Here is an 18,923-nt window from a genome sequence, read left to right as displayed (position 1 = left end):
GAACCGGCCCCCTTCCGCGACTCGCGGAAGGGGGCCGGTCCGTTGTGCTGGCGCTACGTGATCGATCAGGCGAAGCAGTTGTCGATCGTGCCGCCCGGGATGGCCAGGCAGTTGGTCGGACGGTTCGCGGTGATGGCGGACTTGTCGTCCAGGTTCACGTCTCCGAAGAAGCTGAAGACACCGCCCGGCTCGAAGGTGGAGAAGTTGTGGGCGACCTTCGTCTTCGACAGGTTGACCTCGCCGAAGATGTTGAAGATGCCGCCGCCGACTCCGATCGGACCCACGGCCCGGTTGCCGACAACCTCGCTGTCGCGCAGCGTGGTGACGCTGCCGGCGTTGAAGAGCCCGCCGCCGAAGAAGCCGGCGGTGTTGTCCTTGATGCTGCTCTTCTCGAACGTGACCACGCTGTCGAAGGCGATGGCCACACCGCCACCGACACCGGCGGTGCTGTTCTTCTCGACCGTGACGTTGTGCAGGTTCAGCTGGCTGTCCGCCGCAGCGATACCGCCACCGGCGAGAACCGCGGTGTTCGAGACGAACTTGGTCTCGTACGCCGTGGTGTTGCCCTCGATGTCGAGGTAGCCACCACCGAAGCCGAGCGTCTCGTTGTCGGTGATCTCGGCCTTCTTGAGCTCGACCGTTCCGCCGTCGACGTCGTCGGTGAAGATCTCCGCGGCACCGTTGGAGATACCGCCACCACCGATGACGGCGGTGTTGTCCTTGATCTTCGACTCCTCGACCTTGAGCAGCCCGGCGTTGAAGACGCCGCCACCGAAGAAGAAGGCGGTGTTACGGGTGACGGTGCTGTGCCAGATCTTCGTGGTGCCGAAGTTGGCCACACCACCACCGTTGCCGCCCGACTGGTTCAGGACGACCTCGGACTCCAGGATCTCGGCGGTACCACCCGGCTGAACCAGGATTCCGGCACCGTCGTTCTCCTCCGGCTGCTCGACGAGCGGCGTGACGACGCCCGGCTTGGCCTTCGGGGTGACCTTCGGCGCGGCCTTCAGGCCCGCCTTCGGGTTGGCCTGCCGCGCGGTGAGCGCCTGGGCCAACGGGGTGCCCGCCTTTACCTGCGCGGCGAGCGCCTCGGAGTCCGAGTAGGCCGCCCAGACAGCGGCCGGCTCGACACCGTTCTCCAGTTCGAGGGTCTGGCCACCCTTGATGGTCAGGCCCTTGATGGTGAGGTGACCACCGGCGCCGACGTTGAGGATGCGGAAGTAGTCTGCCGTGGCTTCCCGAGAGATCGTGGTGTGCTCGCCCTTGAGCGTGATCCGCTCGGTGATGATCGGCAGGCCGTTGCCCTCGTAGTCGTTGCGGGTCAGGTTGTAGGTGCAGCCCTTGGCCAGCTCCAGCACACCGCCGTGCTTGTTGTTGGCGAACACGATCGCCTGAATCAGCTTGTCGGTGTCGCAGGGCACCTCCTTCCCGCGCTCGTGGTCCTTGTCCCGGTCCTTGTCGTCCCGGTTCTTGTCCTTGTCCTTGTCCCAGTCGCGTCCCTCGTCACCCCGCTGGTCGCCGTCCTTGCTGACCTGCGCGGTGTTCCAGTTCAAGCCGACCGCACCGGCGCTGCCCGCGACGCCCACCGCCGCGAGACTGATCACGCCCGTCAAACCGGCCACGCCACTGGCGAGCCAGAGCTTGCGGCGGCTCTTGGCCGTCGCCCGCCCGGAGGCTTCGTTGTTCGTTAGGTAGTTGGACATCGGAGCTCTCTGCCCTCTCCTCGTACCAGACAGGGTCGCCGCCGTCAGACGGGTGTCCCCTGCTACAAATCGGTTGTAGCTCCCAAAACCACCGTATGAGAAGGTTCCTCGCCTCGCGGGCTTATCCGAGAGAAGCCCACATTCGGTTCATGTTGCCCCCAGCGGGGCTCGGACCGACACACGGCCCCCCAAGCCGGCCTGCACGCGCCTGACCTGCCCAAATGGGTACGCCCCTCCGAGCCGGTCACGGCTCGAAGGGGCGCGCCTCTTCTATGTGGTTCAGCCCCACCCGGTCAGGCGAAGCAGTCCGTAACGTTGAAGCAGTTGGTCGGGCGGTTGGCAGTGACCGCGGACTCGTCGTCCAGCGTCACGGTGCCGCCGATGCTGTTGAAGATGCCCCCCGGCTCAAGGGTGGAGAAGTTGTGCGCCACCTTCGTCCGGTGGAGTCTGACCTCGCTCCCCTCGGCGTTGACGATGCCGCCGCCGCGGGCGAACGGACCGACGGCCCGGTTGCCCACCACTTCGCTGTCGCGCAGCGTGGTGACGCCGTCGTCGTTGTAGAGGCCGGCGCCGGACAAGCCCGTGGTGTTGTCCTTGATCCTGCTGCTCTCGATCGTCGCGACGCTGTCGGAGCTCACGAACAGGCCGCCACCCTCGCGAGCGGCGCTGTTCTTGGCCACCGTGGCGTCCTTGAGGGTGAGCTGGCTGTCCGCCACCGCGACGCCACCACCCTCGAGCACCGCGGTGTTGTCACCGACAGTCGTCTGGTGCAGCGTCGTGGTGCCCTCGACATCCAGCACGCCGCCGCCGAAGCCGAGCGTCTCGTTGTCGGTGACCTCGCTCTTGTGAACCCAGACCGAACCGCCCACAACGCCCTCGCTGCGAATCGCCGGCGCGCCGTTGGAGATGCCACCGCCACCGATGATCCCGGTGTTGTCCTTGATCTTCGACTCGTCGACCTGGAGTACGCCGGCGTTGAAGATGCCGCCGCCGACGAAGAAGGCGGTGTTGTGCGCGACTGTCGTCTTGCTGAGCCTGGTGCTGCCGAAGTTGGCCAGCCCTCCGCCGTTGCCGCCGGACTGGTTGTAGAGCAACTCGCTGTCCAGGATCTCCGCGCGACCACCGGGCTGCACCAGCACCCCGGCGCCGTCGGTGAACCCAGGCTGCTCGACCAGCGGTACGACCGCCGTACCGGCACCCGCCGGCTTCGCCGCCGCGGCTACCGGCTTGGCCGTGGCGGCCTTGGTCGCTGCCGCTGCTTTCGCGGCAGGCTTGGCGGTGGCCTTGGCGGGTGCCGCCTTTGCGGGCGCTGCCTTGGCGGCGGCCTTCGCTGCCGGCTTCGCTGCTGCTGCTGCTGCTGGCTTGGCGCCGGGTGCGGCCGCGGCCGCCGGCTTCGCGGCGGGCGCCGCCGCGGCCGGCGTGGCCACGGTCGAGCGGACCGGGGCCGAGTACGGCGCCCAGACCGTCGCCGGGTCGGCGGTCATCGGGGACTGAAGGGTCTGGCCACCCCTGATGCTCAGGCCCTTGAGAGTGAGGTGCCCGCCAGCGCCGACATTGAGGATGCGGAAGTAGTCGGCCGTGGCCTCGCGACCGATGGTGGTGTGCTCACCCTTGAGGGTGATGTGCTCGGTGATCACCGGAAGGCCGTTGCCGTCCTGGTTGCGCGTCAGGGTGTAGGTGCAGCCCCTGGCCAGCTCCAGCACGCCGCCGTCCTCGTCGTTGGCGAACGTGATCGCCTGGATCAGCTTGTCGGAGTCGCACGGGACCTGCTTGGTGCGGTCCTTCTCGTCGTGCTTGCCGTCCTTGCGCTCCTTGCCGTCCTTGCGCTCCTCGCCATCCTTGCCGGACTGGTCGTCGAAGCCGCTCCAGTCGTCGCCGCTCCACTCGTCGTCCTGACCGCCGCCGTCCTTGGCGCCGCCCTTGTCCGCGCCGCCGTCATCGCTGACGTTCTGCCGGTTGGTCGACGGTTGCGCGTCCGACACCTGGTCGGACTTCGGCTTGTCGTCCCGAGCGGCGACGCCGCCGAGGGCCGCCAGGCCTACCACGCCGGTCAGCCCGGCCACACCGGCGACCCAGAGCGCCCGCCTTCGCCGTGTCGGCGGAGCTGCCGAGGCCCCGCCGTCGGTACTCGTTACGTCGTTGGACATCAGAGCCTTCCGCCCTCTCCTGCTACCAGACGGGATCGCACCGCCCGAGGCGCCACGACCAGCTACAAATGGGTTGTAGCCTCTGATCCTCACCGTATGAGAACCATCTTCGCGATGCGGACTTATCCGAGATAACCACGCATTTGGCGCAGGTCAGGCGACGGCGGCCGAGTGGTCCTGACCGGTAGGAAGTGGCCTGGGCGGGACGAACACCGACGGACTACGTCGCTCGCCAAGCCGAGCCCGTGCAGGCCGTCGCCACCGTGCGTGCGTCGCCACCGGTGTGCGGGTCGATGATGCGCCGCGCCGCCGGTCTCTTCGCCGGTCTGGCGGGTCGGGTGTCGATGTGTCGCAGCCGGTGTCGCTGTCGGTGCGCGGGTACGGCCGCCGGGTGGGCGGTACCGAACGTTGCCCGCCCTCAAGGCGTGATCCACTCGGCTTTCTTGAAAGCGCCGTTTCCGGGCGGCGGGGAGAGCGCGATTTCATGGAAACCGAGTGGATCAAGGCCAGGGCCTTTGGTCGCCAGCCCCTCAGCGCGGGGTCGGGCACGCCCGGCGCGACGTGGACGTCGGGGACGGCAGACGTCGTCGCAGTCGCGGATCTGGCCGTGGGCGTGGGGTGTGCGGATACTGAACGTTGCCCGCCCTCAAGGCGTGATCCACTCGGCTTTCTTGAAAGCGCGGTTTCCGGGCGGCGGGGAGAGCGCGACTTCACGGAAATCGAGTGGATCACGGCCGGGGCCCCTGGCCGCCGGCCCTCGAAAGGGCCGGCGGGTCAGGGGCGGGGGAGTGGTCCGCCAGCCCCAGCGGGGCAGGCGGGCTTAGCTGGGCAGGCGAGGGCCGGCTTCGCGCTGCTCGGCCAGCCAGGTCTCCACCTCGTCGGAGGTGCGGGGCAGCCCGGCCGACAGGTTGACCGCGCCGGTCGAGGTGACCAGCACGTCGTCCTCGATCCGAATGCCCACACCGCGCAGCTCGGCGGGGACCAGCTCGTCCTCCGGCTGGAAGTACAGGCCGGGCTCGACGGTGAGCACGTAGCCCTCGCCCAGCGCGCCGTCGCGGTACGTCTCCTTGCGGGCGTTGGAGCAGTCGTGCACGTCGATGCCGAGCATGTGGCCGAAGCCGTGCAGCGTCCACCGCCGGTAGACGGTCGACTTCTCGTCCATCGCCTCGTCCACGCTCACCGGCAGCAGGCCCAGCTCGGCCAACCCTTCGGCGAGGACCCGCATGCAGGTCAGGTGGACGTCCTTGAACTTAACCCCGGGGCGGATGGCCTCGATGCCGGCCTGCTGCGAGGCGTACACGATGTCGTAGACCTGGCGTTGCAGCGCGGTGAACCGGCCGCTCACCGGCAGGACCCGGGTGACGTCGGCGGTGTAGAGGTTGTGGCCCTCGACACCCATGTCCATCAGCAGCAGGTCACCCGGTCGGGTGGCGCCGTGGTTGTGAACCCAGTGCAGGATCGTGGCGTGCTCGCCGGCACCGACGATCGAGCTGTACCCGACGTCGTTGCCGTCGTGGCGGGCCCGCAGCGCGAAGACGCCCTCCAGCAGCCGCTCGGAGACCGCCCGGTCGGCTGGCAGGATCCGGGCCACGTCCTCGAAGCCGCGTACGGTGGCGTCGATCGCGTCCTGGAGTTGGCCGATCTCCCACTCGTCCTTGACCAGCTTCATCTCCGAGATGGCGATGGCCAGCTCCCGGTCCCGGGCCGGCTGGCCATCGGCGCGGGGCCCGGCGTAGGGGCGGACGGCCGCGTCCACCTGGGCGTCGAAACCGCGCAACACCCGGGTACGCCCCGGAGACAGGTCGGCGAGCGTCGCCTCCAGGCCGGTCAGGTCGGCGGTGGGCAGGCCCAGCTCGGTCGACTTCTCGCCGAGGGTGTGCCGCCGGCCCACCCACAGCTCGCCGTTGCGGCTGCGGAAGAACTCGTCGGTCTCCCGGGAGGACCGGGGCCGCATGTACAGCGTCGCGTCGTGCCCCGAGCCGTTCGGACGCAGCACCAGCACGCTGTCGGCGTCGTGGTCGCCGGTCAGGTAGGCGAAGTCGCTGCCCGGCCGGAACGGGTAGTCGGTGTCGTTGGCCCGGACCTTCTCGGTGCCGGTGGGGATCACCAGCGTCTCGCCGGGGAAGGCCGCCGAGAGGGCCGCCCGTCGCTTGGCGTAGTTGGGCGTCTCCGGGCGGGGCGTCACGGGGAGCGCCGTGTCGCTCCAGCCCTGCCGCATGAAGGACAGGAACGCCTCCGGGAAGTCCGGATCGTGCGATTCCGTACCGTCCGTCGGCGTACCGTCGGTCTGTCCCTCGGTCATTGCGCCGCTCCCTCCGCTTCGTTGCTGGTCCCGACGGTACCGCGCGTCCGGTTGGCGGTAACGCCCCCTGGGAGTCGGGTGGATCGACGGACGGCTGCGAGGCCCGACAGCGCGCGTGGAAAGATGGCCACCATGTGCGGACTTCTGGCCTTCTTCAGCGCGAACGGCAACGCCGCAGCGCATCGCGACCACATCGCCGGAGCGTTGGAATGCCTGCACCACCGCGGCCCCGACGAGACCGGGGTCGAGGTGGTCGGGGACGCCTCCGGCCGGTACGCGGACGGCGTGTTCGCCCACAAGCGGCTGGCCATCATCGACGTCGCGTCGAGCCACGAGCCACTGCCCTACGCGAACGGCCGTTACCTGCTGACCTTCAACGGCGAGATCTACAACTACATCGAACTGCGCGAGGAGCTGATCAGAAACTTCGGCGCCCAGTTCGCGACCGCCGGTGACGGCGAGGTGATCGTCGCGGGCTACCACTTCTGGGGTGAGCAGGTTCTCACCCGGCTGCGGGGCATGTTCGCCTTCGTCATCTGGGACCGGCAGGAGCGCCGGGCCTTCGGTGCCCGCGACTACTTCGGCATCAAGCCGATGCACTACCTGGAGACCGCCGACGGCCTCTACCTGGCCTCGGAGAAGAAGGCGCTGCTGCCGTTCGCGCACAGCAACTACCAGGGCGACGCGGGCGTCGACACGGCCAACCTGAGCCACTACCTGACCTTGCAGTACGTTCCCGAGCCCGGCACCCTGCACAAGGGCATCAGCCGGATCGGCTCCGGGGAGTACCTGAACTGGACCCCGGGCGGCCGGATCGACGTACGTCGGTGGTACCGGCCGGTGTTCCGGCCGGCGCCGGTCGACGACGAGCAGAAGCTCTACCACGAGATCCGCGAGACGCTGCGGGAGAGCGTGCGCATGCACATGCGCTCCGACGTGCCGGTCGGCTCGTTCCTGTCCAGTGGCATCGACTCCACCGCGGTGGTGGCGCTGGCGCGGGAGTTCAACCCGAACATCCTGACCTTCACCGTCGGCTACGACGTGCCGGGTTACTCGGAGATCGACGTCGCCCAGGATTCGGCCCGGCACCTCGACGTCACCACGATCCCCACCAAGATCGGTCCGCAGGACATGATCGACGCGCTGCCGAAGATCGTCTGGCACCTGGACGACCCGGTCGCCGACCCGGCGCTGGTGCCGCTCTACTTCGTGGCCAAGAAGGCCGCCGAGCACGTCACTGTGGTGCTCTCCGGTGAGGGCGCGGACGAGTTCTTCGGCGGTTACACGATCTACCGGGAGCCGCTCTCACTGGGCACCGTCAACGGCCTGCCCGGCGGGGTGCAGAAGGGGCTGCGCGCGGTCTCCAAGGCGATCCCGCAGGGGGTCAAGGGCAAGAGCTTCCTGGAGCGCGGCACCACCCCGATCGAGGAGCGCTACTACGGCAACGCCCGGATGTTCACCGAGGAGGAGAAGCAGCACCTGATGCGCCGCTACGACCCCTCGGTGCGCTACACGGACGTCACCGCCCCGATCTACGCCGAGTGCACGGAGCTCGACGACGTCACCAAGATGCAGTACGTCGACCTCTACACCTGGCTGCGCGGCGACATCCTGGTCAAGGCCGACCGGATCTCGATGTCGCACTCGCTGGAGGTGCGGGTGCCGTTCCTCGACCGTGAGGTCTTCGACGTCGCGGCGAAGATCCCGGTCGACCTGAAGCTGCCGCCGCGCTCCGACGCCACCAAGTACGCGATGCGTCAGGCGTTGCAGGGTGTCGTGCCGCCGGCCATCGTCAACCGCAAGAAGCTGGGCTTCCCGACCCCCACCCGGGTCTGGCTGCGCGGCGAGATGTACGAGTGGGCCCGGCACGTGCTCAGCACCTCGGGCGCGGGCGACCTGCTCGACCTGTCGTACGCGCTGCGGCTGCTCGACGAGCACAAGCGGGAGGAGGCCGACCACTCCCGCAAGGTGTGGACGGTGCTGATCTTCTGCATCTGGCACGCGATCTTCGTGGCCAAGACCCTCGACCCGGGTATCCAGCGCAACCAGTCCGCCCTGCTCACGAAGCCGGTGGTCGGCTCCATGGTCCGCTGACCCCGCCCCGCCCTGTCGATCAAGAGGTTTGCGTCATCCGGAGCGTTTCCGGTGACGCAAACCTCTTGATCATTTCAGGTGGTGGTTAGCGGCGAGCGCAGGTGACTGTGGGGAGCCCGTTGGTTCCTGTGGAGCTGGCCAGGAAGCCGAACGTTGTGGTGCCTTCCGGTGCGACAGTGCCGTTGTAGGCGACGTTCGTCGCCGTCACCGTTGAGCCGGACGATGTCTGGGTGGCACCCCAGATCTGACTGATCGACTGCCCGTTGGGCCAGGTCCAGCTCGCGGTCCAACCGGAGAACGGCGTACTGCCGTGGTTCATGATCGTGACCTCGCCCTGGAAGCCGCCCTGCCAGGCGCTGCTCACCTTGTAGACGGCCATGCAGTCACCGCCGGCCGGCGGTGGGGTGGTCGTCGGCGGGTCAGTCGGGTCGGTCGGCGGGTCGGTCGGGTCGGTCGGCGGGTCGGTCGGGTCGGTCGGCGTACCGCCCGGACCCACGCCGGTGACCTGGCCGCTGCCGCCGTCGAAGGTCACGTCTGAGCAGCCGAAGAAGTTCTCCTGCGAGTCCGAGCGGACCCAGCGGGAGTAGATGATGTGCCGGCCACTCTTACCCGACGGCAGGTTGCCGCTGAAGTAGTAGTGCCCGTCGTTGCTGCCGACCGACCCGCGCTGCGGCGGGTTGGTCACCGTCAGGAACGGCTCCTCCAGGTCACTCCAGGCCAGGGCCCGGGTCGGGCTCCAGCTGTTCTTCGTCACGTAGAAGTAGAACGTGCCCGGGTGGTGCGCCCAGTTGCTGTACTTGAAGTCCAACCGCGCCCCGGCGGTCAGGTGGGTCAGCGGCCAGTCGGTGCGGGGCAGGTCGTAGCCGCGGAAACCGGTGTTGCCGCCGCTGCACAGTTGCCCGTCCGGGATGAAGCCGGTGGTCCGGCCGCCAGCGTCGGAGCGCAGCACGCTGAACCAGTTGTACAGCGAGTTCGCCCCGCTCTGCGCCACGGCGGCGGAGCACGCGGGGTTGTTCGGCCTGATCTCACCGGTCTGGCTGCGGCCGTCCTGCCAGCACAGGTAGGTGCGGCTGCCCGGCGTCATCGCCGCGCCGTGCGCGGCGGCCGGCTGAGGATTGGACGCCAGGGCGACAGCGCCCAGCGCGAGGGTCATGGTCGCGGTGAGCAATGCGGCCATACGGGAACGGTTCACGGGTTCTCCTGACTCGCGAGGGGCGCTGGCTGAGCCGCCCCGCCGCAATCGGGTGGGATGTGGCGTGATCGCCCCGCTGTCGTGAGCGGTGCGACGATCACGGCGACGTGCCCCGGCGGAAAACAGCCAGTGGACGTGCGCCGTCGACGGTCCTGTCCTGGACCGGTGCCCTCGCGTCTAACCAACCCGGCAACCGGCGGCGCCGCAGCCCTCGCACCGCCCGGTACGCGTCATCCCACCACGCCGCAGGGTCCGAACGCAATAGGCCTTCCTCGATGCATGAGAAGACCCGCCGGTCGCCGTTGAACGCCATATCCTGCGTACGGGGAGCGGGAACGGAGAGGCGGCCGCCGGTGCCGGACGTGTTCGACGAGGTGCACCGTCGGTGCCGCGACGGCGAGCCGGTCGCGCTGGCAACCGTGGTGGCCACCTGGCACTCCGCCCCGCAGCCGCCCGGTGCCGCCATGGTGGTCGCGACCGACGGCACCGTCATCGGCAGCGTCTCCGGCGGCTGCGTCGAGGCGGATCTCTACGATCGGGCCCGCCGTGTGCTCGACACCGGCCGACCCGAGCTGTGTCGCTACGGGATCAGCGACGACGACGCGTACACCGTGGGTCTGACCTGCGGCGGCATCCTCGACGTGTTCGTGGAGCGGGTCGACGCGGGCACCCTGCCGGCGCTGGAAGCGGTCGCCGCCGCCCGCCGCAGCGGCCACCCGGCGGCGATCGTCACCTGCGTGGCCGCCGACGCCAACGACCCGCCCGCCGACGCCGGCACTCCTCCGGGCACCGGGCCGATCGACCCGGCCCGGCGGCTCGGCCGGCGTCTGGTGCTGACCGGCCAGCGGTCCGTCGGCTCGCTCGGCGACGACCGGCTCGACGACGCCGCCCGCGCCGACGCCCTCGGGCTGCTCGCCGCCGGGCGCAGCGGAATGCTCCGGTACGGGTACCACGGGCAGCGTCGAGGCGGCGGCATCAGCCTCTTCGTGACCGTGTACGCCACCCCGCCCCGCATGATCGTCTTCGGGGCGATCGACTTCGCCGCCGCGGTGGCCCGGATCGGCGCGTTCCTCGGCTACCGGGTCACCGTCTGCGACGCCCGGCCGGTCTTCGCCACCGCGCGGCGCTTTCCCGAGGCGGACGAGGTGGTGGTGCAGTGGCCGCACCGCTACCTGCGTACCGAGTTGGCGGCCGATCGGCTCGACGAGCGGACGGTGGTGTGCGTGCTCACCCACGACCCGAAGTTCGACGTGCCGTTGCTGGAGCTGGCGCTACGCCACCCGCTGGCGTACGTCGGCGCGATGGGCTCACGACGCACCCACGACGAGCGACACAAGCTGTTGAGCGAGGCGGGGCTCAGCCCGCCTCAGCTGGCCCGGCTCGCCTCCCCGATCGGGTTGGACCTCGGTGGTCGTACCCCGGAGGAGACCGCGGTGAGTGTGGCCGCGCAGATCGTCGCGGCCCGGTGGGGCGGCACCGGCCGCCCCCTCGCGGTACTCGACGGGCCGATCCACCAGCCGGGGTAGCGCGCACGTTGGTGCGTGGCCTTCGGCGCCCATCGGGCCGCGCGCTGTGCCAGCCTGGTGCCACGGAGATCGGCTCGGCGAGCGGCGGCCGGTGGCGACGACGAGAGGATCGGCATGGGATACGCGGTGGTGCTCGGCGAAGCGCTCGTCGACCTGCTCGACAGTGATATCGACGGGGAGCGGGTCTATCGGCAGGCCATCGGTGGCGGGCCGCTCAACGTCGCAGTCGGGGTGGCCCGACTCGGCGGTGCGGCACAGTTCGTCGGCTCGCTCGGTGACGACGCGCTGGGCGGCCGGATCCGTGCCTTCCTCACCGCTGCCGACGTCGGGGTGGCCGGTGCGATCACGGTCCCGGCGCCGACCACGCTCGCGGTGGTCACCTACGCCGGGCCGGAGCCGGACTTCCGTTTCTACGGCGAGCCGGCCTCCTACGGGCTGCTCGGCCCCGACGACCTGGACCTGGCGCTGCTGGAGGGCGCCGACGTGCTCTACTGCGGCTCGATCGTGCTGCTGCGACCCGACACGCTGGCCGCCGCCCGTCGTGCCTGGTCGCTCGCCGCCGGCCTGCGGGTCTTCGACCCGAACGTACGCCCCCGGCTGCTGAACGGGCCGGCCGCGCTGGAAGGGTTGCGCGAGGTGGTGGCCGAGTTCGCCGCCGGCGCGCACCTGGTCAAGCTGAGCGCCGCCGACGCGGTGCTGCTCTATCCCGGTGAGCCGGTCGAGGGGGTGGCGGCGTACCTGCGTGAGTTGGGGGCGGCCACTGTGGTGGTGACGCTCGGCGCGGCCGGCGCGGTGCTGGCCGCCGCCGACGCCGACCCGGTCCGGGTGCCGGCCCCCAAGGTCAACGCGATCGACGCCACCGGTGCGGGTGACTCGGTGATGGCCGCGCTGATCGCCGACCTGCTGCGCGACGGCGAGCCGGCGGGCCCGTCGGGCTGGGCCGACCGCGTCGCCTTCGCGCTGCGGGTGGCCGGCCTGGTCTGCGAATCCCCGGGCGGCGCCACCGCCATGCCCACCCGCGCCGCAGTCCAAAACCGCTTCAACACCTAACCCCACCCGCGCCCCGCGCCCCGCCCCCGCCTGCGCCGATCTTGCGCTTTCGGTCGACGGTTGGTCCGCTTTGCTCACCTTTGCCCCCGCGCAAAGCGCAAGATCGCGGCAGGGGTGGGGCAGGGGAGTGTGCGTTGACCTCGAGATTTGTGAGCGTTAACATCGACGATGCACGATGGAAACGTGAGCGTCGTCGGGAGGCTCTGATGCGGGTGGTTCTGGTACCTCTGGCGTTCCGCCGCGTCGCGGCCCTGCTGGTCATGCTGCTCGTGGCCGCCGCGATGGTCGTCGCCGACCCGCCGGAGCGGGCAGCCGCGTGGGACAACGGGGTGGCCGACACCCCGCCGATGGGGTGGAACAGCTACGACTCGTTCAACTGGAGCGTCACCGAGGCCGACGTCCGGGCCAATGCCGACTACATGGGCACCAACCTGCGGCAGTTCGGCTGGGAGTACGTGGTGATCGACTGGGCCTGGTACTACCCCGGTCGGCACAACAACAGCCCCAACCAGGACGCGAACCTGCAACCCCGGCTCCGGATGGACGCCAACGGGCGGCTGCTGCCGGACACCACCCGGTTCCCCTCCGCCGCCGGTGAGAACGGGTTCAAGCCGCTCGCCGACTACGTCCACGCGAAGGGGCTGAAGTTCGGCGTCCACCTGATGCGCGGCATTCCCCGCCAGGCAGTCGCCGACAACGTCCCGATCCTCGGCACCACCTGCCGCGCCAACCAGATCAACAACACCACCACCGCGGCCTGGCTCAACCTGATGTGGGGCCTGAACATGTCCAACCCCTGTGCCCAGACCTACCTGGACTCGATGTTCCAGTTGCTGGCTTCCTGGGGGGTCGACTACGTGAAGGTGGACGACATCGCCGCCCCGACGTACCGGCAGTCGGAGGTCGAGGGGTACCGACTGGCCATCCAGCGCAGCGGCCGCCCGATGGTGCTGAGCCTGTCACCCGGCCCCACTTCGCTGGCCAGCGGCGCACACGTCCAGGCCAACGCGCACATGTGGCGGATCGTCAACGACCTGTGGGACAACTGGTCGTCGGTGGACGCGCTCTTCGACCAACTGCGCAACTGGACCCCGTACCGCGCCACCGGCGCCTGGCCCGACGCCGACATGATTCCGATCGGCCGGCTCTCCAAGTACGGGCCGGTCGGCTCGCCGCGATACTCCAACCTGACGCCTGACGAGCAGCGCACCCTGATGTCACTGTGGGCGATCAACCGGGCGCCGCTGATGTGGGGCGGCAACCTGATCGAGAACCGCGCCGCGGAGCTGGCGTTGATGACCAACGCCGCGGTCCTGGGAGTCAACCAGAACAGCGCGAACAACCGTCAGCTCTACGGCGGCAGCCGGCAGGTGTGGACCGCCGACGTGCCGGGCAGCAACGATCGGTACGTCGCCCTGTTCAACCGGGACAGCAGCGCGGCGCAGGTGTCGGTGAACCTCGCCGACCTCGGGATCGGGTCGGCCGCCGTGACCGACCTGTGGTCCGGCGCGGCCCTCGGCACGGTGACCGGCACTCTCACCCGGTCGCTCCCGGCCCACGGGGCCGGGCTGTACCGGCTGGCCCCGGACACCACAGTGCCGGTGCCGACCACGTACACCCTCACCGCGCGACACAGCGGCAAGCTGCTGGACGTCTACAACAACGCGACCACCGACGGTGCCGAGATGGTGCAGTGGGCTGCGAACGGTCAGCCCAACCAGCGGTGGCGCTTCCAGGACGCGGGTGGGGGTTACCAGACGGTGGTCAGCGTGCACAGCGGCAAGTGCCTCGACGTGTTCGGCGGTGCGACCGCGACCGCCGACGGGGTCCGCGTGATCCAGTGGAGCTGCAACGGCGGCACCAACCAGCAGTGGCGCGTACAGGATCTCGGCTCGGGTTACGTGCAGCTCGTCGCCCGGCACAGCGGCAAGTGCCTGGAGGTGCTCAACGCCGCCACCACCGACGGTGCCCGCCTGGCCCAGTGGACGTGTGGCACCGGCACCCACCAGCAGTGGCGGCGTACCCAGGTGTAGCTGCGCTGGTGGGTCAGGCCGTGCCGGTCAGTTCCAGGTAGCCGCGGTGGGCGGCGACCAGGGCCGGGCGGGCCCCGAACGGGGCCTCGGCGGCCACCCGCTCCGGCGGGGCGCTGCCGGTGTGCGCGGCACGGATCAGCCAGGCCAGCTTCGCCAGCTCCGCGTGCTGGGCCCGGACGAAGTCGACGTCCACCGGGTCGCCGTGGCCCGGGATGACCACCGTGCGCGCGGTGGTCAGCCGCAGCAGGTCCGCGACCGCATCCGGCCACTGCAAGGGGTACGAGTCCTCGAAGGCGGGCGGGCCGCTCTGCTCCACCAGGTCGCCGGCCACCAGCACGTCGGCGTCCGGCACGTGCACCGCCAGGTCGGCCTCGGTGTGCCCCCGCCCCGGGTGGCGCAGCAGCACCCGCCGGCCGCCCAGGTCGAGGACCGTCCCGACGTGCACGGTGTGCGTGGGGGCGAGCAGCGGGGTGTCGGCCAGCTCGGCGGCGAGCGCCGGGTGCTCGGTGCGCAACTCCTCGTACGCCTCCCGGCGCAGCCGCTCCGGCTCCTCGCGCAGGGCGGTGGCCGCCAGTTCGTGCGCGTACACCGGGCGGGGTGGGTCGCCGGCCAGGACGGCGTTGCCGAAGCAGTGGTCGTAGTGGTGGTGGGTGTTGACCAGCGTCAACGGGCGGTCGGTGACCGCCCGGACGGCTGCGGCCAGCTCGGTGGCCTGGGCGGCCGAGGAGAGCGTGTCCACCAGTAGCGCCTCGTCGTCGCCGACGACCAGTGTGACGTTGACCCGCAGCAGCGGTTCGGCCAGCACGTGCACCCGGTCGGCGACCTCGACGAAAGCGGCGTTCACGACGCTCGCCCGGCCCGCTCGACGAAGCGTCCCCGGTCGACCAGGATCCGGTCCACCCGGCCCCGGGCCACCGTCTGGTCGCCGTCGCTGACCGTGACCTCGAACGACAGTCGGCGACCGTCGACGGTCGCCAGCAGCGCCTGCGCGCGGACCGTCCGGCCGACCACCGTCGGCGCCAGGTGCTCCAACTCGACCCGGGTGCCCACTGTCGTCGAACCGGGCGGCATCCCGGTCGCCGTCGCCGCGACGGTGGCGGCCTCGGCCAGCGCCAGCACCCGGGGAGTGCCCAGCACCGGTACGTCCCCGGAACCGACCGCCTGGGCGGTGTCCGCGTCGGTGACGGTCAACTCGACCTGGGCGGTCAGGCCCGGCGCGAAGGCCGGCTCGGGCTGCTCCTGCATGGTCGTCAGCCTAGGTGCTCGCTGGACGCGTCGAGCACGCGCCCGACGATCCGGGCGCAGCCACCCCAACGACCAACGGGTGGTCCCCGTCGGTCGATGCCGTCGCCGTCGTTAACCTTGACCCCGATGGCCGTCGTGACTGACCCCCAGCCCCCCGCCCGGACCGACCCGCCCGCGTCCCCGGACGGGGGTCGTCGGCGCGTCGTCGCCATGACCGTCTGGGCGGTCGCCTTCGTCGCCGCGTGGCTGGCCATCGGGCTGCCCACCGACCCGGCGTACGCCTTCGTCTGGATCTGGCTGGCGACCATCGCCTGGAACAGCGAACGGCCGTGGCGTAGCCACCTGCGCTTCGCCCGGGACTGGGTCCCGGTGGTGCTGCTGTTCGTGATCTACAACCTCTCGCGCGGGTTCGCTGACAACGGGGCGACGCCGCACGCGATGGAGTTGATCGTCGCCGACCGGTTCATGTTCGGCTGGGCCACCGGCGGTGAGGTGCCCACCGTCTGGTTGCAGCAGCACTTCTACCACCCGCAGGTGCACTGGTGGGACGTCGCGGCGAGCTGGGTGTACTTCTCCCACTTCGTGGTGGCGCTGACCGCCGCCGCGGTGCTCTGGCTGCGCGACCGGCACCGCTGGGCCGCGTACATGCGGCGCTGGGGTTTCCTCTGCGCGGCCGGCCTGGTCACCTACTTCATCTACCCGGCCGCCCCGCCCTGGTGGGCGGCGCAGAACGGCCTGCTCACCGAGGTCGCCCGGATCTCCACCCGGGGTTGGAAGGCGTTCGGCATGCACGGTGCCGGCAACGTCCTCAACGCCGGCCAGATCGCGTCCAACCCGGTCGCCGCGATGCCGTCGCTGCACACCGCGTGGGCGTTGTTCGTGGTGCTGTTCTTCCTGACCGCCACCCGTCGTCGCTGGTGGCCGCTGCTGCTCGCGTACCCGCTGGCAATGACCTTCACCCTGGTCTACTCGGGTGAGCACTACGTGATCGACGTGCTGGTCGGCTGGGCGTACGTGGGGTTGACCTTCGTGGCGGTCGGTCTGGCGGAGCGCGGCTGGGCGGCCTGGCGGGCCCGCCACCCGAGCGCCAAGGCGGCACGGCCCACGGAGCAGCCCACCGATCCCACCGACCCCCCGCCCGGCCAACCCGAGCCCCCCACGCCACGCGGCCCAGACACCACGACCACCCACCCCGCAGTCCCCGCCGACCACTAACCCCACCCCGGCCCCTCGGGGTCCGGCCCTCGGGTCCCGGCCCGGTGATCATGAGGTTATCGCCCTCCCGCACGGCGTGTCGGGGCCACAACTTCATGATCAACGCAGGGAGGAGCGGGGAGGCAGGGAGGGGTGGGGGTCAGGGTTGGGGTTGGGTGCGGGCCTGGTGGGCTCTTGTGGTCAGGTCGGCTGCCAGGGCCCAGGCCTCCGCCAGGTCGCGGTCCTGGGCGGTGGCGCCGGAGCCACCCGCGGTGTCCGCGTGCACGGTGGCCAACCCGAGGCGGCGCTGAATGGGCCCCTGCACCACTCGCACGCTCTGGATCCGGGCGTACGGCACGATCACCAACTGCCGGGTGAGCCGCCCGGACCGGGTGGCGAACACCCGCTCGAACAGCCCCGCGCCGAACGCGGCACGGCCCAGCGGGTGCAGCCAACGTGTCCGGCGCGGTGGCGGGCTCAGGTTGAGCGCGTCGAGGCGTACCCCGGGAAGCACCTCGGCGACGATCATCGTCGCCGTCGGCAGGTCGCCGACCGGCAGCAGCCGGTCCGGCCGGTTGCGGTCGTCGGCCTCCGCGACGGAGTACCCGGCCACCTCCAGCCGCAGCCGCAGCCAGCCCTTCATCCGCCACAGCAGCGGCCAGGTGGCCCGCACTGTCTGCACCCGCTCCAGCGGCACGGTCTGCGCCCGCGTCTCCAGCAGGCCGTTGTGCACCCGCAGCGTGCCGCCGTCGCGGGCCAGCCGGAAGTTCCAGTCGTCGAGGACCCGGCGGATCGGTTGCAGCAGCACACCCGCCATCGCGGTCAGGGTGCTCGCCACCGTGACGAACGACCACGAACCGGCGGTGAGGAACTGCACCACGACGAAGGCCACACCGAACGGGAGCAGGAACGCCTGCGGGGTGAGCAGTTGGCTGATCAGCAGGTTCTGGTTGCGTACCGCGTGCAGTGGCCGGCCCGGCACGGCCGCCGGTGGCGCCGTCGCACCCGGGGCCACCGGGGCCGCCGCGTCGCCGGGCGCGGGCTGCTGCGCCACCCGCCCGGCCAGCGCCAGCAGACGCTCGCGCAGCAGGGCCGCGTCGGCCACCCCGAGGTACGCCAGTGGCGCCTCGGTCTTGCCTCCGCCGACCACTTCCAGCCGCAGCTCGGCCAGGCCGGTGAGCTGGGCGAGCAGCGGCCGGACCACCTCCACGGCCTGCAACCGTTCCAACGGGATGGCCCGGGTACGCCGCCAGAGCAGCCCCTCGTACACCCGTAGTTCCCGACCGACGACGTGGTAGCCGGTGTTGTACCAGCTGATCACCGACAGCACTGTCGCGCCGAGCGCCAGCACCGCCACCATGGCGGCGAACCAGCCGAAGCCCACCCGGGACAGCGTCGACCAGGACAGCCCGGCGATCACCACGACCAGGGACTTGGCGCCGTGCAGCACCGGGCTGAGCGGGTGCAGTCGTTGTCGGGGCTCGCCCTCGCCGCCGCCCGGTGCCGCCGGCCACGGCGCGGGCGCCCCCGGCGGCACCGGTGCCGCGCTGGTCGGCACCGGCCCGGACGGTGCCGCGCCAGTAGTTGGCGCACCGGCGGGCAGCATCGGCCCCGGTGGCGTCGGGCCGGTGGGTGGCACGGTGCTCGGCTCGGCGGGCCCGTCGCTCATCGGAGCGGCTCTCGGTGCGGTCGGCGGCTGCCCGCGCGGGTGCTCACAGCCCCTCCGCCCGGTCCTCGCCGAGCGCGGTGAGTCGATCGCGCAGCCGGGACGCCTCCGCCGGGCGCAGCCCGGGCACCCGGGCGTCGCTCGCCGCCGCCGCCGTGTGCAACTGCACGGTGGCCAGGTCGAAGGCGCGTTCCAACGGGCCGGCGCTCACGTCGACGAACTGCATCCGCGAGTACGGCACGATGGAGAGCCGGCGCACCAGCAACCCGTGCCGGACCAGCAGGTCGTTCTCCCGCTCGGCGTACCCCCAGGCCCGGACCGCGCGGACGATCGCGACGGCCCGCCACGCGCCGAGCACCACCACGACGGCCACAGCGAGCCCGAACAACCAGTGCCCGCTGAACGCCCAGCCGACCCCGGTCACCGCCAGCCCGATGGCGACCACGATCGCCAGGCGGATCAGCTCCACCCAGATCAGGTCGGTGGAGATCGGCTGCCAGTTGACAGTGTCCGGCCAGGGCTCCAGCGGACCCCGGCCACCCGGCGCGGCCGTCAGCAGCGCGCCGGGCGCGTCGGGCTCGGGCGGCAGGAGGCCCGGCGACGGCAGGTCGGGCGCGCGCTGGTCGGCGGCGGGTGCCGGCCGGTGACCGGGCGGCAGCGCGCCCGGTGGCAGCGGTGCGGGCGTGGAGACGTCCGGCGCGGTGGGCTCCGGGCCGAGCGTGCCGGGCGCCGGGAACGCGCCAGGCGGCGGATCGACGCCGGGTGGTGCGG

At 71.0% G+C, this 18,923-nt stretch carries 13 protein-coding genes; 5 read left to right on the top strand and 8 right to left on the bottom strand.

Annotated elements, in window-relative coordinates:
* Window positions 1-65: 65 nt before the first annotated feature.
* The 3 genes from ACQRWP_RS17975 to ACQRWP_RS17965 all read right to left on the bottom strand — a co-directional run bounded on the left by ACQRWP_RS17975 (window position 66) and on the right by ACQRWP_RS17965 (window position 6,152).
* Entirely contained in the window at window positions 66-1,703 is a 1,638-nt protein-coding gene (locus tag ACQRWP_RS17975; RefSeq protein WP_430496273.1) for a hypothetical protein, read from the bottom strand.
* A gap of 293 nt (window positions 1,704-1,996) precedes the next feature.
* Window positions 1,997-3,850 (bottom strand): right-handed parallel beta-helix repeat-containing protein, encoded by a 1,854-nt coding sequence (locus ACQRWP_RS17970; protein WP_430496271.1) that lies wholly within the window; start codon window positions 3,848-3,850, stop codon window positions 1,997-1,999.
* Window positions 3,851-4,670: 820 nt separating this feature from the next.
* Window positions 4,671-6,152: an aminopeptidase P family protein gene (locus ACQRWP_RS17965; protein ID WP_430496269.1), complete on the bottom strand. Its 1,482-nt coding sequence runs from the start codon at window positions 6,150-6,152 to the stop codon at window positions 4,671-4,673.
* A 132-nt stretch (window positions 6,153-6,284) separates the two neighbouring features.
* On the opposite strand from ACQRWP_RS17965, the gene asnB reads away from it, so the two are divergent.
* Window positions 6,285-8,246 (top strand): asparagine synthase (glutamine-hydrolyzing), encoded by a 1,962-nt coding sequence (gene asnB / locus ACQRWP_RS17960; RefSeq protein WP_091405235.1) that lies wholly within the window; start codon window positions 6,285-6,287, stop codon window positions 8,244-8,246.
* A gap of 85 nt (window positions 8,247-8,331) precedes the next feature.
* On the opposite strand, the gene ACQRWP_RS17955 is transcribed toward asnB, so the two are convergent.
* Complete coding sequence (locus ACQRWP_RS17955; RefSeq protein WP_430503218.1) at window positions 8,332-9,423, bottom strand: lytic polysaccharide monooxygenase; 1,092 nt, start codon at window positions 9,421-9,423, stop codon at window positions 8,332-8,334.
* 368 nt (window positions 9,424-9,791) lie between these two features.
* Here ACQRWP_RS17955 and ACQRWP_RS17950 point away from each other — a divergent pair, with 368 nt between their 5' ends.
* From ACQRWP_RS17950 to ACQRWP_RS17940, 3 genes are all read left to right on the top strand, one after another.
* Window positions 9,792-10,964: an XdhC family protein gene (locus tag ACQRWP_RS17950; protein ID WP_430496267.1), complete on the top strand. Its 1,173-nt coding sequence runs from the start codon at window positions 9,792-9,794 to the stop codon at window positions 10,962-10,964.
* Window positions 10,965-11,078: 114 nt separating this feature from the next.
* Complete coding sequence (locus ACQRWP_RS17945) at window positions 11,079-12,014, top strand: carbohydrate kinase family protein (protein ID WP_430496265.1); 936 nt, start codon at window positions 11,079-11,081, stop codon at window positions 12,012-12,014.
* A gap of 206 nt (window positions 12,015-12,220) precedes the next feature.
* Window positions 12,221-14,047: an alpha-galactosidase gene (locus ACQRWP_RS17940; protein WP_430496263.1), complete on the top strand. Its 1,827-nt coding sequence runs from the start codon at window positions 12,221-12,223 to the stop codon at window positions 14,045-14,047.
* Window positions 14,048-14,060: 13 nt separating this feature from the next.
* On the opposite strand, the gene ACQRWP_RS17935 is transcribed toward ACQRWP_RS17940, so the two are convergent.
* Both ACQRWP_RS17935 and ACQRWP_RS17930 read right to left on the bottom strand, forming a co-directional pair.
* The gene (locus ACQRWP_RS17935) at window positions 14,061-14,891 is read right to left on the bottom strand and encodes an MBL fold metallo-hydrolase (RefSeq protein WP_430496261.1); all 831 of its coding nucleotides are present in this window, start codon (window positions 14,889-14,891) and stop codon (window positions 14,061-14,063) included.
* Entirely contained in the window at window positions 14,888-15,292 is a 405-nt protein-coding gene (locus tag ACQRWP_RS17930) for a thioesterase family protein (protein WP_030488289.1), read from the bottom strand. The genes ACQRWP_RS17935 and ACQRWP_RS17930 overlap by 4 nt, the downstream gene beginning before the upstream one ends.
* A 126-nt stretch (window positions 15,293-15,418) precedes the next feature.
* On the opposite strand from ACQRWP_RS17930, the gene ACQRWP_RS17925 reads away from it, so the two are divergent.
* The gene (locus tag ACQRWP_RS17925) at window positions 15,419-16,507 is read left to right on the top strand and encodes a phosphatase PAP2 family protein (protein ID WP_430496259.1); all 1,089 of its coding nucleotides are present in this window, start codon (window positions 15,419-15,421) and stop codon (window positions 16,505-16,507) included.
* Between the two features lie 139 nt (window positions 16,508-16,646).
* On the opposite strand, the gene ACQRWP_RS17920 is transcribed toward ACQRWP_RS17925, so the two are convergent.
* Both ACQRWP_RS17920 and ACQRWP_RS17915 read right to left on the bottom strand, forming a co-directional pair.
* Window positions 16,647-18,155, bottom strand: a complete 1,509-nt coding sequence (locus tag ACQRWP_RS17920; protein ID WP_430496257.1) for a PH domain-containing protein — start codon at window positions 18,153-18,155, stop codon at window positions 16,647-16,649.
* Between the two features lie 43 nt (window positions 18,156-18,198).
* Window positions 18,199-18,741 carry a PH domain-containing protein gene (locus ACQRWP_RS17915; RefSeq protein WP_430503217.1) on the bottom strand — a complete coding sequence of 181 codons (543 nt, stop codon included), beginning with the start codon at window positions 18,739-18,741 and terminating at the stop codon, window positions 18,199-18,201.
* Window positions 18,742-18,923: the final 182 nt, after the last annotated feature.

Origin of the sequence: Micromonospora trifolii (assembly GCF_050516465.1) — a bacterium.
Classification (GTDB): domain Bacteria; phylum Actinomycetota; class Actinomycetes; order Mycobacteriales; family Micromonosporaceae; genus Micromonospora; species Micromonospora trifolii.
Note: the sequence above shows the minus strand (reverse complement) of the source record. Positions and strands in the feature narration are given on the sequence as shown.

Bases quoted from the DNA above. Each gene is read 5' to 3' on its own strand.
- ACQRWP_RS17975 (WP_430496273.1), bottom strand. From the start codon at position 1,703: ATGTCCAACTACCTAACGAACAACGAAGCCTCCGGGCGGGCGACGGCC.
- ACQRWP_RS17925 (WP_430496259.1), top strand. From the start codon at position 15,419: ATGGCCGTCGTGACTGACCCCCAGCCCCCCGCCCGGACCGACCCGCCC.
- ACQRWP_RS17955 (WP_430503218.1), bottom strand. From the start codon at position 9,423: ATGGCCGCATTGCTCACCGCGACCATGACCCTCGCGCTGGGCGCTGTC.
- asnB (WP_091405235.1), top strand. From the start codon at position 6,285: ATGTGCGGACTTCTGGCCTTCTTCAGCGCGAACGGCAACGCCGCAGCG.
- ACQRWP_RS17940 (WP_430496263.1), top strand. From the start codon at position 12,221: ATGCGGGTGGTTCTGGTACCTCTGGCGTTCCGCCGCGTCGCGGCCCTG.
- ACQRWP_RS17970 (WP_430496271.1), bottom strand. From the start codon at position 3,850: ATGTCCAACGACGTAACGAGTACCGACGGCGGGGCCTCGGCAGCTCCG.
- ACQRWP_RS17920 (WP_430496257.1), bottom strand. From the start codon at position 18,155: ATGAGCGACGGGCCCGCCGAGCCGAGCACCGTGCCACCCACCGGCCCG.
- ACQRWP_RS17945 (WP_430496265.1), top strand. From the start codon at position 11,079: ATGGGATACGCGGTGGTGCTCGGCGAAGCGCTCGTCGACCTGCTCGAC.
- ACQRWP_RS17965 (WP_430496269.1), bottom strand. From the start codon at position 6,152: ATGACCGAGGGACAGACCGACGGTACGCCGACGGACGGTACGGAATCG.
- ACQRWP_RS17930 (WP_030488289.1), bottom strand. From the start codon at position 15,292: ATGCAGGAGCAGCCCGAGCCGGCCTTCGCGCCGGGCCTGACCGCCCAG.